Raw genomic sequence first — 13,967 nt, 5'->3', positions numbered from 1 at the left:
TGACTGGGGTGAGCAGAAATAGTCAACGCACCTGCGGCTGGAAGTATGACGGGTAAAGAGGAGTTCTCAATGACAAATAAAGATCCTATGTACGAACTGCTTAGTAGTCTTGAACAAATTGTTTTCAAAGATGATTCACAGAGAATGACCCTGACCCAAAAGCCCACAGCCTTTACCGAATTTGAGCAACTGCGTAAAGGCTCCGGTTTGAAGATCGATGATTTTGCCCGCGCGATGGGCGTCAGCGTAGCGATGGTACATGAGTGGGAATCGAGACGAGAAAAACCGTCCCCTGCCGAGCTGAAGTTGATGCGCCTGATCCAGGCTGATCCCCGATTAAGCAGACAGCTTATGGAATAACGTTGTTATTTTACCCCCGCGAATGCGGGGGTTTTTGATCACAGCGCCGTGAATACCCAGCCCATATCCTGCCATTCCAGACTGTGAGTCAGCTTCAGCCCCCGCAGAAACGCCTCATCATGTGAAACGACTAACATCGCCCCCGGAAAACCGGACAACGCCATTTCAATAGCCTGTGTCGACGCCAAATCGAGGTGATTGGTGGGCTCGTCCAACAATAAAAGTTGTGTCGCTTCTCGCCGCCATAATACGCTGGCCAACGCCGCTTTCAGGCGTTCTCCGCCACTTAATGATGACAACGGCAGACCCACCTTTTCGGCGGTCAACTGTAGCTGGGCCAGGCGGCTGCGCAGCACACCTTCTTCCAGAGGGGTATCCGCCAGACTCAGATGCTCCATCACCGACAGCGACAGACTGAACTGACTCAGATGCTGATCGAGCCAGGCCGCATTCACCGACAAATTACAGCTGCCACTCACCGGCGACTCCAGCCCGAGAAGCGTTTTCAGCAACGTGGTTTTACCACAGCCGTTTGGCCCACGCAGCGCCACGCGCATCGGACCATCCATGCGCCAGTTCAGTGGCGCGAGCGAGGAATGTGCCAGGATCAGATCGTGAACGTCCAGCACCTGTTTACCCGCTGCAACGTGGTTGCCCGGCAGCGTCATCATCACCGGCATTTCATCTTCCACGCGTTCACGCGCTTGATTAACCGCCGCGTTCAACGCCTCGTTTTGTTCATGATGCTGACGGCGCAGCGTGCCTGGCCGGGCTTTGGCCGCACCTTTGTAGGCGACTCGCTCAAACGAGGCAATGTTCAGTGAATCCACGGTGCGAAGGGTCTGTGCAGAGCGCCGCTGGCTGTTATCGTGCTCCTTTTGCAACCTGGCGCGGGTACGACGTCGCTCGGTCGCCGCATGGTCGAGCGCCGAACGTGCCGCCTGCTGTTCGACCTTTCGCTGCTGCTGATACACCTCAAAATTACCGCCGTAATGGCGCAAATTCCCGGCAGATAATTCGAGAATATGCGGCACCTGCGCCAGTAATTCGCGATCGTGACTGGCAATCAGCGCCCCGCCGCGCCACTGTGCAAGCTGCTGGTATAACCATGCCCGCCCGGCGCTATCCAGATGGTTAGTCGGCTCGTCGAGCAACAGATAATCGGCCCCGGAAAGGAATGCGGCGCACAGTAACGCTTTCACGCGTTCGCCACCGCTCAGAGATGAAGCCGGACGATACGCGTCAAACTCGGGAAGCGACAACGCGGCAAACGCCGCACTCAGGCGCTCCGCAATATCCCAGTGACCGTCGAGCACATCGCTGTCTTCCGGCTGCATCTCGCCGTCGTTCACGCGGCCCAGGGAGGAAAATATCGCCGTCAGCCCGAGTAAATCCGCCAGCGTACTGTGCGCGGAAAGCAGCGGTTGCTGAGCGACATATGCCACCGTGGAAAAGTGTTCGATATGTCCGTGGGCAGGTATTTCGACGCCTGCAAGCAGCTGCAACAGGCGCGTTTTCCCGCTGCCGTTACGCCCAACTAAGCCGCAAAGCGAACGCTCAAGCGAGAGATCAACAGGACCAAAAAGAATATCGCCCGTCGCAAACTGACAGGTGACCTGATGCAAAATAAACGCAGGGGATTGCGCACAAAAATGAGCCATAAGCACTCCTGAATGAAATCAAAAACCATCCCCGCCAACGCGTTTGCGTTATGCCAGGGTCGAATTCATCAGTCGTGATTGTTCATTTTCGGGATGCGCTCCAGAGAGAAGAGAAAAGTCGGGACACAGCATACCCGCAATGAGGGAAGGGTTTCAAGGTTAAATACTGGCCAGTAAATTCTGTTTTGATCAATGCTCAGAAGCCGTCAAAGATGAAATCCAGCGCATTTTTGATGGTCTGCCGGTAGGGTCTCGCATTCATCACCTCGTCACCTATCTGGGTCAGACGGATACTGGCCATTTCGTGGGTCATCACCAGATAATCATTACCTTCAATGTTCAGGATCGGTGTCAGGCGTCTGACCGGTTTCGTCGTGAGTCGGCTCAGCGGATACAAGGGGATAACGACCCGGGTAGTGAGTTCCTCGATGATGTCGCTCTGAACATCCAGCAAAAAAGGGTATACCAGATTATTTCCATTATTACGGTAGACGACATATTGCATGATTAAAACGTCCTGTAATCATCCGACAGCAAGCCCTGTTCATCGGTTATACGATTGAGTTCCTGCAGGCCAGCTCTGTTTTCTTGTTTCCAACGTTCAGCCCCAGAAGCACTTATCTCATGTTGCAGTGCCGCAGTCAGGACTGCCGACAGGTTGATACCGGCCTCGCGGGCCTGCTGAAGTAATGCTGGATCCAGGGTCACGCTGACTGTTTTTTTATGTCGAACACTCATTCCTGGCATAAAAGACCTCAATTACACGTGTAAAATGCACATGTCATTAGTATGCGCAAAATTCACACAGATGGCAATTCAGTCTCTGCCAGAGTGCGTTGGCCTCACATCCGGTTCTGGTAATAGCAAACCCAAAGTTTGCCGTCACGCAATAACAACACAGACGATAGTTTAAAGGTGAGTTTTGCGAACACGCTTCAGGAAATGATAATATCCACAACAACATAGTGGAAAAACGTTGTCGCCGATTTCGGTCAGCAGTATTGTCGCTTCGCACCTGCACATCAGGTGTCGGGATTGGAACCCTGAACGACTTCACTGGTGACATGCTATTTACCGTGCCGTTTACATCTACAACCGATTTCACCGAACTGGCAGACAACTGCGAACGTTTCGTGGAAGTGATAGTGGAATGCGACGATCCGGCGCAGAAAATGGCGCTGTGCGGCCGACCAGCCAGGCGATTACTGTCAGGCTTTAACCCAGCTATTGCTGAGCGGTTCGCTGGCGACAAAAACCGAACGGACAATCCGTGATTTACTGTATCAACTGGTGTTCTATTTCGCCGGAACGCTGAAAGCGCCGCGTTGGCTGAAAACGGAGGACGGGATCGTCTTTCTGGAGGGAGCGTACTAATGAGCAGACGCGTATAGGGCCGACAACATCAAGGCACTGGACGGAACGTAGGCCTGGCAAGCGTAGCGCCGCCGGGCGCTTTAGAACTTTATCAGCAAAAAAACCCGCCTTTCGGCGGGTTGCTTGAGACGTATAACCGATTACTGCAGCAGGGAAATATCCGCTACCTGCAGGAACAGTTCGCGCAGCTTGCTGAGCAGCGTCAGACGGTTGATACGCACGTCTTTCTCGTCGGCATTAACCATTACGCTCTCGAAGAACTCGTCCACCGGCTCGCGCAGTGAGGCCAGTTCAATCAGCGCATCCTGGTAACGGCCTTCATCGAAGAACGGTTGCAGTTTATCGCGCAGAACGACCAGGTGCGTCGCCAGCTTGATTTCCGCCGCATCTTTCAGCACCGAGGCGTGAACGACGTCGTTCAGCGTTTCATCAGACTTCGCCAGAATGTTGGAAACACGCTTGTTGGCAGCAGCCAGCGCAGCGGCTTCGTCCAGAGAACGGAAGTGCGACACGGCTTTCATGCGGGCATCGAAATCAGCCGGACGGGTCGGACGACGCGCCAGCACCGCTTGAATGGTGTCGACGGTGTAACCTTCGTCCTGATACCACGCGCGGAAACGGCCGAGCATGAAGTCGATAACTTCATCGACAACCTTGGCGTTGGTCAGCTTGTCACCGTACAGGCGCACCGCTTCTTCGGTCAGGGTTTGCAGGTCAAGATTGAGGTTCTTCTCAACGATGATACGCAGCACGCCCAGCGCCGCACGACGCAGTGCGAACGGATCTTTGTCGCCTTTCGGGTGCTGGCCGATACCGAAGATGCCCGCGAGGGTATCCATCTTATCGGCAATCGCCACCGCGCACGCGACCGGGTTGGACGGCAGATCATCGCCCGCAAAACGTGGCTGATACTGTTCGTTCAGCGCAACGGCTACGTCTTCGGCTTCACCATCGTGACGCGCATAGTGCATGCCCATGATGCCCTGGGTGTCGGTAAACTCGAACACCATGTTGGTCATCAGGTCGCACTTGGACAGCAGGCCCGCGCGGGCCGCGTGGTTAACGTCAGCGCCAATCTGGCCAGCAATCCAGCCCGCCAGGGCCTGAATGCGGTCAGTTTTATCACGCAGTGTGCCCAGCTGTTGCTGGAACAGCACGGTCTGCAAACGCGGCAAATGATCTTCCAGACGCTTTTTACGGTCGGAGTTGAAGAAGAACTCCGCATCCGCCAGACGCGGGCGAACCACTTTCTCGTTACCGGAAATAATCTGCACCGGATCTTTCGATTCGATGTTGGTGACGAAAATAAAGTTCGGTAGCAGTTTGCCGTCGTTGCCGTATACCGGGAAATACTTCTGGTCACCCTTCATGGTGTACACCAGCGCTTCAGACGGAACAGCGAGGAATTTCTCTTCGAATTTCGCCGTCAGCACCACCGGCCATTCGACCAGCGAAGTGACTTCTTCCAGCAGGCTTTCGCTCAGATCGGCGTTACCACCGATTTTACGCGCAGCATCTTCTGCATCGGCTTTGATTTTGGCCTTACGTGATTCGTAATCCGCCATGACTTTGCCGCGTTCCAGCAGGATCTGCGGGTACTGATCGGCGTTATCGATGGTGAATTCCGACTCGCCCATAAAGCGGTGACCGCGAATAACGCGATCGGAATCGATGCCCAGAATTTTCGCGGGGACGACTTTATCGCCGAGCAACAGGGTCACGGTGTGAACCGGACGCACGAACTGCACGTCGGACGCGCCCCAGCGCATCAGTTTCGGAATAGGCAGTTTACCCAGGGACGTGACAATCATGTTCGGCAGCAGCGCTTCGGCGCTTTCGCCTTTCACATGCGCACGGTACAGCAGCCATTCACCTTTATCAGTGACCATGCGCTCGGCCTGGTCAACGGTGATTCCACAGCCACGCGCCCAGCCTTCAGCCGCTTTGCTCGGTTTGCCTTCTGCATCGAAGGCAGCAGACACGGCAGGACCTCGTTTTTCGACTTCGCGATCGGGCTGAGATTCTGCCAGCGCGGCAACTTTCAGCGCCAGACGACGCGGAGCCGCAAACCACTCAACGTTGCCGTGAGCCAGACCTGCGTTATCGAGTTCCGCAGTAACGTTCGCAGCAAAAGATTCCGCCAGGCTGCGCAAGGCTTTTGGTGGCAGCTCTTCGGTGCCGATTTCCACCAGGAAAGTTTTTTCAGACATGGCCGCCTCTTATTTATTCTTGTTGCACAGCGGGAAGCCAAGGGCTTCACGGGAAGCGTAATAGGCTTCAGCCACCGCTTTGGTCAAGGTGCGAATGCGCAGAATGTAGCGCTGACGCTCGGTGACGGAGATGGCTTTACGCGCATCCAGCAGGTTAAAGCTGTGAGCGGCCTTCAGAATACGCTCGTAGGCAGGCAGCGGCAGCGGGTTTTCCAGCGCCAGCAGCTGTTGCGCTTCTTTCTCATACTGCTCGAAGCAGGAGAACAGGAAGTCGACATCCGCGTATTCGAAGTTGTAAGTGGATTGCTCCACTTCGTTCTGATGGAACACGTCGCCGTAGGTGGTTTTACCCAGCGGGCCGTCGCTCCAGACAAGGTCGTAAACGCTGTCTACGCCCTGAATGTACATGGCCAAACGTTCCAGACCATAGGTAATTTCGCCGGTAACCGGCTTACACTCGAGACCGCCAACCTGCTGGAAATAAGTGAACTGCGTCACTTCCATGCCGTTCAGCCACACTTCCCAGCCGAGACCCCAGGCACCCAGCGTAGGGTTTTCCCAGTTGTCTTCCACGAAGCGAATATCGTGAATGGTCGGGTCCATACCCAGCTCTTTCAGAGACCCGAGGTACAGCTCCTGAATGTTGTCCGGCGATGGCTTAATCACCACCTGGAACTGGTAATAGTGCTGTAAGCGGTTCGGGTTTTCGCCATAACGACCGTCGGTCGGGCGGCGGGACGGCTGCACATAAGCAGTGGCCATCGGCTCTGGGCCCAGCGCGCGCAGACAGGTCATCGGATGGGAGGTGCCAGCGCCTACTTCCATGTCCAGTGGTTGAACAATGGTGCAGCCCTGACGAGCCCAGTAATCCTGTAAGGTCAGGATCAGGCCCTGGAAAGTCCTGGTATCAAACTTTTGCATATTTTTTCGTGCTGGATACGTGTGGATTTAAGGAAGGATCAAGTATACCCGCTGGATGCGAGATATACAGTATGAATGGAAGTTGTTTGCGGAAAATTGAGGGAATATTGGGGAAACGTCAGACTTTTCCCCCCGCCATCGCCGCCACTCAGCGCATCGAAAGGTGTAAAAACTGGCCGTCTGCATCGAAAGAACAGACGAAACTCTCTTTATGTGGCGTAAAGCCTCGCAGCTCGTAGCTTCCCTGGAACTGCTCGAAATCTGTCACGTCGACGCTCCGGGCGCCGGTATTATACCGCTCCGCCGCTTTGTCCTTACACAAGTGCTCCATATTGAGCGAGCTTGTCGGGTCCACTTTTGCGCGCTGCGCTTTTTGTTCGGGTGCCTTTTGGGTACTGCATCCTGCCAGCAACGTGACCACCAGCAAGGGCATGACAGACTTGATCATCATTTTTAATTACGGCCTTATTCTTTGCCTGTTATTGTCATTTTTAAGACGAGATGCATTTTCTGACCACGCATTCTGCGAATACGTTCCCTTGTCGACAAGCCAGGCGCGCAAAATCGGATTTTTCCCTGCCGACAGCGGCTACACTCACAGGTCACACTTTTTTATCACCCTATTATTGAGGAACCGATGTCGGGAAAGATTAGCTGGATTACCAACCTGCGAGGGATTGCCTGCCTGATGGTGGTGATGATCCACACTACAACCTGGTATATCACCAACGCCCACAGCATTAGCCCGCTCAACTGGGATATCGCCAACCTGTTGAACTCCGCTTCTCGGGTCAGCGTCCCGCTATTTTTCATGATTTCCGGGTATCTGTTTTTTGGTGAACGCAGCGCTGAGCCACGTCACTTCCTGCGCATCGGCCTGTGTTTGCTGTTCTACAGCACGGTAGCGTTGGCATATATCCTATTGTTTACACACATCAATGCTGAGCTATCACTGAAATATTTGCTGCAGAAGCCGGTGTTCTATCACCTGTGGTTTTTCTTCGCGATTTTCGTGATTTACCTGCTTTCGCCGCTGATTCAGGTCAAAAGTGTTAATGGCTGGATGTTGCTGGCGCTGATGATTGTGCTCGGCATCGTGGCGAACCCAAATACCGTGCCGCTGAAAACCGGGAGTTTTCAATGGCTGCCGGTGAATTTATACATCGACGGCGACACGTTTTATTACGTGCTGTATGGCCTGCTGGGCCGCGCGCTGGGGATGATGGACACCGACAAAAAACCGCTGACGCTGCTGTGCGCCGCGCTGTTCGCCGCCTCGGTGTGGGTTATCTCACGCGGAACGCTGCACGAACTGAAATGGCGCGGCAACTTCGCCGATACCTGGTATCTGTATGCCGGGCCGATGGTGTTCATCTGCGCCGTCACGCTGCTAACACTGGTGAAAAACACGCTAAATGGCCGCGAACTACCGGGATTACGCACCATTTCACAGCATTCGCTCGGGATTTACGGTTTTCATGCGCTGGTCATTCACGCGCTGCGTTCCAGCGGTCTGGAGCTTAAAAGCTGGCCACTGGTGGATATTGTGTGGATTTTCTGCGCGACGCTGGCGGGCAGCCTGCTGCTTTCAATGCTGATTCAGCGAATCGACACCCGCCGCCTGGTCAGCTAACGCCCGCTGACGGGCGCGGTGCAGCTGGCGGGCAGAGGTAAAGCCCGCCGCCTGTGCCGCCTGCTCGACGCCACTTCCCTGCAACAACCGCTGCTCTGCCAGCGCCAGCCTAAGCTGTTCGAGATAATCCCGCACGCTGACGCCCAGATGCTGTTTGAACAACCGCGTCAGATGGCGCGGGGTGACGTGCGCCCGCGCGGCAATATCCACCAGCGCCCACGCGTGCTGCGGGGCCGCGGTAAGCGCATCCTGCGCACGATGAATCGCCGGATGCAGATGGTTGCGATAGCGCAGCCAGGGTGAAAGCTGCGGATCGTCGCCGGAACGGCGGAACCACACCACCATTTCTCGTGCCACCGCCATCGCCCGCTCCGGGCCATACAGCCGGTTTATCAGATGCAGGGCCAGGTCGATACCGGATGTGATCCCGGCGCTGGTCCAGATGCCCTTATCTTCAATAAAAATTCGGTTCTCTTTGACCATCGCGCCTGGTGCGGCGGCCTTCAGTCGCGTAATCACGTCATGATGAGTGGTGCACTGCACGCCGTGCAGCAGCCCGGCTTTCGCCGCCAGCAGCGAACCGGAACATACGCACATCAGGGTGATTTTCCCGGCGTGTAGCAAGGGCTGTTGGCGCGTCAGCCAGCGGCGCACCAACTCAGCCTGCGGAGTGGAAAAGTAGTGGTTTGAATCGCACACGCCGGGCAGCACCAGCAGACTTCCCACCGGAAGCGTTTCCGGCAGCGGCTGAATGTTGCCCATCGTCATGCCGATAGAGGTCGGCACCTGCGCGTCTGGCCCGATGTAATGCAGGCGAAACGCATCGCCCGCCAGCACAAAAGTCTCTGCCGGGCCGGTCATATCAAGCGACAGCACGCCAGGCAGCATCACGAACCAGACATCGGTAGTCATAGCGATTCAAGCGTCTCCGTTACGGTTTTGACGGTGGCGAAACGCCCTTCCAGCACGGTTTCCGTGCGGTGGCGCAGCGTCTCAACATCCAGCGTAACGCCTTTATGCGTCATCGGAAAGGTCAGCGTAGCCTCGGTGACAAACGTCACCTGATAACCGAGATCGGACGCCACGCGCGTGGTGGTTTCGCAGCACTGTTCGGTGCGCAGCCCACAGATAATCAGGTGATTGATATCGCGACTGCGCAGCCAGAAATCGAGGCCAGTGTCGGTAAACGCGTTATGGACGTGTTTATGAAAAATGACATCGGGTTGATGGCGCAAAAAAGACATTGGTTTGACGAAGCCGCTTTCAAGAGAAAACGGCCCCTGGTCATCGACGTGGAAAATGTCGACCACCGGAATATTATGCTGCAAGCAGCCTGAAATCAGCTTCAGCATTGTGGCCTGAAACGCCGGTAAATCGGCAGTCTGCCAGAACGGACGCTGTTCGAAAGACTGCTGGGTATCAATGTTAATCAGGGCGGTGCGGGACATAGTCAGACGCCTTTTCGTGTCGGTATAAAACCATTGCGGCCACGAAAAGGCGTCTTGCTAAGGTCAAAAAAGGACAGCTATCCGCGCATTCAGGACATCAGCGGTTTTAATTGCTGATACAGTTGACGGAAGACGTCACGACGCGGGGCATACGCGGCATTTTTGGCTGCATCCGGCTGGTGCATTTGCTCGAGTGCCAGCTGCGGCAAGAGTTCAGTCACCGGAATGTCAGGGTGCATCGCCAACTGCGCCAGACGGGCCGCGCCCAACGCAGGGCCGACGTCACCGCCGGTACGATATTCAAGGGCAATGCCGCTGATATCTGCCAGCATTTGTCGCCAGTATGCGCTGCGCGCGCCACCGCCAATCAGGGTCACGCTTTTCGGCGTGATACCGCATTCATGCACCACGTCCATTCCGTCAGCCAGCGCAAAGCCCACGCCTTCCAGTACCGCCAGCGCTAACTCTGCCGGGCCATGCTGATGCGTCAGCCCGAAAAAGACGCCTTTGGCATTCGGGTTGTTATGCGGAGTCCGCTCCCCGGACAGGTACGGCAGGAACCACACCGGCTCGGCGTTTTTATCCACCGTTTCTGCCGCCGCCAGCAAGGCCGGAACGTCGCCTAGCCCGGTCAGTTTTGCTGCCCAGTCAAGGCAGGATGCGGCGCTTAACATCACCGACATCAGATGCCAACGACCCGGTAGCGCATGGCAGAAACTGTGCACTGCACTTTCCGGTTTGCTGAGGAAGCCATTACTGACGGCAAAATAGACGCCTGATGTGCCAAGCGACAGCATCGCCTGGCCGGCATTGGCCATACCCACACCCACTGCGCCCGCCGCGTTATCGCCGCCACCGGCCACCACGGGTACTGCGGGAATGTTCCACGCCTGCGCCACCGACGGCAACAGCGTACCGGTAATCTCACTGCCTTCAAACAGCGCGGGCATGTTGTCGCGGCTTAATCCACAGGCCTGAAGCATTTCGTCGCTCCAGTCGCGCTGCGCCACGTCCATCCACATAGTGCCCGCCGCGTCCGACATATCACTGGCAAGCTCGCCGGTCATACGAAAGCGCAGAAAATCTTTTGGCAACAGTACTTTATCGACCTGGCTAAATACCTCAGGCTCATGCCGTTTGACCCACAACAGCTTCGGCGCAGTGAAACCCGGCATCATCAGGTTGCCGGTAATGTCCCGCGAGCGAGGCACCGCGCGCTCCAGCAACGCGCACTCTTCGCCACAGCGGCCATCGTTCCATAAAATCGCCGGACGCAGAATCCGCTGCTGCTTATCAAGCAGCGTAGCCCCGTGCATTTGCCCGGCAATGCCCAACGCCTTCACGTCTGCCAGTGAATGTTGAGCACCTAACGCCTTCATCGCACAGTCCGTCGCCCGCCACCAGCTCTCAGGATCCTGCTCGGACCACAGCGGATGTGGGCGCGAAACGGTCAGCTTCTCAGTGTGCGAAGCCAGCACGTCGCCCTGTTCACTGAGCAGAATCGCTTTGACCCCGGACGTTCCGAGATCGATGCCGATATACATAGTGACGCTTCCTCCATTAAAAATGCCCGGCAACGCAACGATTGCCGGGCTTCAGGTCCTGACACAACAACATGCCAGGTGAACAATGATTACTTGTCGAACAGGTAATAATTGACCAGATTTTCCAGCAATTCCTGATGCCCGCTCTGATGCTGCGGCGCCAGGTTATGCTGTTCAGCGTACTTCGCAATGTCGGTCAGCGACATCTGGCCTTTCAGGATCTGCTGCCCCAGCTCACCATTCCAGCCCGCATAGCGACGCGCGACACGTTTATCCAGCTCGCCGTCTTCAATCATGCGTGCCGCCACTTTCAGCGCCAGCGCCATGGTGTCCATCGCGCCAATGTGACCATAGAACAGGTCGTATTTATCGGTGCTCTGACGTCGCACTTTGGCATCAAAGTTCAGGCCGCCGGTGGTGAAACCACCCGCCTTGATAATTTCATACATCACCAGCGCGTTTTCTTCCACGCTGTTTGGGAATTGATCGGTATCCCAACCGAGCTGCGGATCACCGCGGTTAGCATCGACGGAACCGAACAGACCTAGCGCGATAGCGGTCGCAATTTCATGATGGAACGAATGACCCGCCAGCGTGGCGTGGTTGGCTTCGATGTTCAGCTTGATCTCTTTTTCCAGGCCGAACTGCTTGAGGAATCCGTACACTGTGGAGGCATCGTAATCGTACTGATGCTTAGTCGGCTCCTGCGGTTTCGGCTCAATAAGCAGCGTGCCACGGAAACCGATTTTGTGTTTGTGCTCAACAACCATCTTCATGAAGCGGCCAATTTGCTCACGCTCCTGACGCAGGTCGGTATTCAGCAAAGATTCATACCCTTCACGACCTCCCCACAGCACATAGTTTTCACCGCCCAGCTGATGCGTAGCGTTCATCGCGGTCACCACCTGCGTGGCCGCCCAGCTGAACACTTCCGGATCCGGGTTGGTGGCCGCACCTGCGCCATAACGTGGGTTTGTGAAGCAGTTTGCGGTGCCCCACAGCAGTTTCACGCCGGTCTGCTGCTGTTTTTCTGCCAGCACATCGACCATCTGCGCAAAGTTGTTCAGATACTCTTTCAGCGACGCGCCTTCCGGGGAAACGTCCACATCATGGAAACAGTAATACGGCACGTTCAGCTTGTGGAAGAACTCAAACGCCACGTCGGCTTTGCGTTTTGCCAGCGCCAGCGCTTCGCCCGGCTGCTGCCATGGGCGATCAAACGAGCCCACACCGAACATGTCGGCACCGTTCCAGCAGAAGGTGTGCCAGTAGCACGCCGCAAAGCGCAGGTGGTCTTCCATGCGCTTGCCGAGCACCAGCTCGTCCGGGTTGTAGTGGCGGAAGGCCAGCGGATTTTGCGTTTTCGGGCCTTCGTAACGGACTCTGTCGAGTTGGTCGAAATAAGCTTGCATAATTGAACTCCATTTAACGCGGCGAATACCAGGTTGTGTCGTAATACTGTTACCTGTTTCGCGGTTGCTCAATTACGTTATTTCACACTGCGATTAAGAGAATGCACAAACGTGCGCTGGCTCGCAAAATAATTAGGCTAAAGCCGCATTTTTCAGCCCATCGCCAGAACAACAATGCAACAAATAGCTGAAACGATTTAAAATCAGATCACGGTCATAAATTAGAAAAGAAACCAAATATCGTAACCAGAAGATAAAAATCTGTAATTGCCATTAATCCCACTCGTGCTAAAAATTTGCGTCGTACCCTACGTATTTGTTTCTTTTATCGCCAATCTCAGCACCTTCAAAACCTACAAAAGGCCCTACGATGATGAAGATAAAGAACCTTTGCCTCACCCTTTGTGCCTCCCTGCTGCTGACCAGTTTCGCGGGCATCGCCAAAGAAGTAAAAATCGGAATGGCTATCGATGATCTGCGTCTGGAACGCTGGCAAAAAGATCGCGACATATTTGTTCATAAAGCCGAATCCTTAGGTGCAAAAGTATTTGTACAATCCGCAAATGGTAATGAAGAAACACAAATGTCGCAGATTGAAAATATGATCAACCGCGGCGTGGATGTGCTTGTTATCATTCCTTATAACGGGCAAGTTTTAAGTAACGTTATTAAAGAGGCGAAACAGGAAGGTATTAAAGTATTGGCCTATGACCGCATGATTAATAACGCCGATATTGATTTCTATATTTCCTTTGATAATGAAAAAGTCGGTGAAATGCAGGCCCAGAGCCTGGTCAACAAAGTGCCGACCGGGAACTACTTCCTGATGGGTGGATCGCCGGTGGATAACAACGCGAAGCTGTTCCGCGCCGGGCAGATGAAAGTCCTGAAACCGTTCATCGACGACGGCAAAATTAAAGTGGTGGGCGATCAGTGGGCCGACGGCTGGTTGCCTGAAAATGCGCTGAAAATTATGGAAAACGCGCTGACCGCCAACAATAACAAGATTGACGCGGTAGTGGCCTCGAATGACGCCACCGCCGGGGGCGCGATTCAGGCGCTGAGCGCACAGGGGCTGGCGGGGAAAGTCGCCATTTCCGGCCAGGATGCTGACCTCGCCGGGGTGAAACGCATTATCGCGGGCACCCAGACGATGACGGTTTATAAACCTATCACCCAGCTTGCCACCACTGCGGCTGAAATCGCGGTTGAGCTTGGCAACGGACAGCAGCCGAAATCAGACACCACGCTCAATAACGGGCTGAAAGACGTGCCTGCGCGTCTGCTCACGCCGATTGAAGTCAATAAGACCAATATCGACCAGACCGTGATTAAAGACGGCTTCCACAAGAAGAGCGAGCTGTAATTCCGCGCGCCCCTCACCGAGGGGCATTTTCTTTTTAC

The 13,967-nt window shown here is 55.0% G+C and carries 13 protein-coding genes and 1 pseudogene; 4 read left to right on the top strand and 10 right to left on the bottom strand.

Going from position 1 to position 13,967, the window contains the following annotated elements:
• Positions 1–69: 69 nt before the first annotated feature.
• Entirely contained in the window at positions 70–360 is a 291-nt protein-coding gene (locus MUU46_RS11915; protein WP_159757253.1) for an HTH-type transcriptional regulator, read from the top strand.
• 38 nt (positions 361–398) lie between these two features.
• Here MUU46_RS11915 and MUU46_RS11910 read toward each other — a convergent pair whose 3' ends face one another.
• From MUU46_RS11910 to MUU46_RS11900, 3 genes are all read right to left on the bottom strand, one after another.
• Positions 399–2,021 carry an ATP-binding cassette domain-containing protein gene (locus MUU46_RS11910; protein ID WP_258965624.1) on the bottom strand — a complete coding sequence of 541 codons (1,623 nt, stop codon included), beginning with the start codon at positions 2,019–2,021 and terminating at the stop codon, positions 399–401.
• A gap of 196 nt (positions 2,022–2,217) precedes the next feature.
• Positions 2,218–2,526, bottom strand: a complete 309-nt coding sequence (locus tag MUU46_RS11905) for a CcdB family protein (RefSeq protein ID WP_159757247.1) — start codon at positions 2,524–2,526, stop codon at positions 2,218–2,220.
• A gap of 2 nt (positions 2,527–2,528) precedes the next feature.
• On the bottom strand, positions 2,529–2,768 hold the full coding sequence (locus tag MUU46_RS11900; protein ID WP_258965623.1) for a type II toxin-antitoxin system CcdA family antitoxin: 240 nt from the start codon (positions 2,766–2,768) through the stop codon (positions 2,529–2,531).
• A 317-nt stretch (positions 2,769–3,085) separates the two neighbouring features.
• Here MUU46_RS11900 and MUU46_RS11895 point away from each other — a divergent pair.
• Positions 3,086–3,395: pseudogene (locus MUU46_RS11895) on the top strand (hypothetical protein).
• Between the two features lie 140 nt (positions 3,396–3,535).
• Here the strand turns inward: MUU46_RS11895 and glyS are convergent.
• From glyS to MUU46_RS11880, 3 genes are all read right to left on the bottom strand, one after another.
• Positions 3,536–5,605 carry a glycine--tRNA ligase subunit beta gene (gene glyS, locus MUU46_RS11890; RefSeq protein ID WP_258965622.1) on the bottom strand — a complete coding sequence of 690 codons (2,070 nt, stop codon included), beginning with the start codon at positions 5,603–5,605 and terminating at the stop codon, positions 3,536–3,538.
• Positions 5,606–5,614: 9 nt separating this feature from the next.
• Positions 5,615–6,526, bottom strand: a complete 912-nt coding sequence (gene glyQ, locus MUU46_RS11885; protein WP_110510263.1) for a glycine--tRNA ligase subunit alpha — start codon at positions 6,524–6,526, stop codon at positions 5,615–5,617.
• A gap of 148 nt (positions 6,527–6,674) precedes the next feature.
• Positions 6,675–6,959 (bottom strand): YsaB family lipoprotein, encoded by a 285-nt coding sequence (locus MUU46_RS11880; RefSeq protein WP_374685006.1) that lies wholly within the window; start codon positions 6,957–6,959, stop codon positions 6,675–6,677.
• 204 nt (positions 6,960–7,163) lie between these two features.
• Here MUU46_RS11880 and MUU46_RS11875 point away from each other — a divergent pair, with 204 nt between their 5' ends.
• Positions 7,164–8,159, top strand: coding sequence for an acyltransferase (locus MUU46_RS11875; protein ID WP_258965621.1), 996 nt, complete (start codon positions 7,164–7,166; stop codon positions 8,157–8,159).
• Here the strand turns inward: MUU46_RS11875 and MUU46_RS11870 are convergent.
• From MUU46_RS11870 to xylA, 4 genes are all read right to left on the bottom strand, one after another.
• A complete protein-coding gene (locus tag MUU46_RS11870; protein WP_258965620.1) occupies positions 8,115–9,071 on the bottom strand; it encodes a GlxA family transcriptional regulator in 957 nt (318 codons plus the stop codon). The genes MUU46_RS11875 and MUU46_RS11870 overlap by 45 nt on opposite strands.
• Complete coding sequence (locus tag MUU46_RS11865) at positions 9,068–9,607, bottom strand: isochorismatase family protein (protein WP_258965619.1); 540 nt, start codon at positions 9,605–9,607, stop codon at positions 9,068–9,070. Before MUU46_RS11865 ends, MUU46_RS11870 begins: the two co-directional genes overlap by 4 nt.
• An 89-nt stretch (positions 9,608–9,696) precedes the next feature.
• Positions 9,697–11,151 carry a xylulokinase gene (gene xylB, locus MUU46_RS11860; protein WP_258965618.1) on the bottom strand — a complete coding sequence of 485 codons (1,455 nt, stop codon included), beginning with the start codon at positions 11,149–11,151 and terminating at the stop codon, positions 9,697–9,699.
• Between the two features lie 89 nt (positions 11,152–11,240).
• A complete protein-coding gene (gene xylA, locus MUU46_RS11855) occupies positions 11,241–12,563 on the bottom strand; it encodes a xylose isomerase (protein WP_258965617.1) in 1,323 nt (440 codons plus the stop codon).
• A 373-nt stretch (positions 12,564–12,936) separates the two neighbouring features.
• On the opposite strand from xylA, the gene xylF reads away from it, so the two are divergent.
• Positions 12,937–13,929: a D-xylose ABC transporter substrate-binding protein gene (gene xylF, locus MUU46_RS11850; protein WP_159757757.1), complete on the top strand. Its 993-nt coding sequence runs from the start codon at positions 12,937–12,939 to the stop codon at positions 13,927–13,929.
• The last annotated feature ends 38 nt before the right edge of the window (positions 13,930–13,967 follow it).

The organism is Scandinavium tedordense, assembly GCF_024764965.1.
GTDB lineage: Bacteria > Pseudomonadota > Gammaproteobacteria > Enterobacterales > Enterobacteriaceae > Scandinavium > Scandinavium tedordense.
Note: the sequence above shows the minus strand (reverse complement) of the source record. Positions and strands in the feature narration are given on the sequence as shown.

Coding starts and splice junctions, on each gene's coding strand:
- MUU46_RS11915 (WP_159757253.1), top strand. CDS start 70: ATGACAAATAAAGATCCTATGTACGAACTGCTTAGTAGTCTTGAACAA.
- MUU46_RS11910 (WP_258965624.1), bottom strand. CDS start 2,021: ATGGCTCATTTTTGTGCGCAATCCCCTGCGTTTATTTTGCATCAGGTC.
- MUU46_RS11905 (WP_159757247.1), bottom strand. CDS start 2,526: ATGCAATATGTCGTCTACCGTAATAATGGAAATAATCTGGTATACCCT.
- MUU46_RS11900 (WP_258965623.1), bottom strand. CDS start 2,768: ATGCCAGGAATGAGTGTTCGACATAAAAAAACAGTCAGCGTGACCCTG.
- glyS (WP_258965622.1), bottom strand. CDS start 5,605: ATGTCTGAAAAAACTTTCCTGGTGGAAATCGGCACCGAAGAGCTGCCA.
- glyQ (WP_110510263.1), bottom strand. CDS start 6,526: ATGCAAAAGTTTGATACCAGGACTTTCCAGGGCCTGATCCTGACCTTA.
- MUU46_RS11880 (WP_374685006.1), bottom strand. CDS start 6,959: ATGCCCTTGCTGGTGGTCACGTTGCTGGCAGGATGCAGTACCCAAAAG.
- MUU46_RS11875 (WP_258965621.1), top strand. CDS start 7,164: ATGTCGGGAAAGATTAGCTGGATTACCAACCTGCGAGGGATTGCCTGC.
- MUU46_RS11870 (WP_258965620.1), bottom strand. CDS start 9,071: ATGACTACCGATGTCTGGTTCGTGATGCTGCCTGGCGTGCTGTCGCTT.
- MUU46_RS11865 (WP_258965619.1), bottom strand. CDS start 9,607: ATGTCCCGCACCGCCCTGATTAACATTGATACCCAGCAGTCTTTCGAA.
- xylB (WP_258965618.1), bottom strand. CDS start 11,151: ATGTATATCGGCATCGATCTCGGAACGTCCGGGGTCAAAGCGATTCTG.
- xylA (WP_258965617.1), bottom strand. CDS start 12,563: ATGCAAGCTTATTTCGACCAACTCGACAGAGTCCGTTACGAAGGCCCG.
- xylF (WP_159757757.1), top strand. CDS start 12,937: ATGAAGATAAAGAACCTTTGCCTCACCCTTTGTGCCTCCCTGCTGCTG.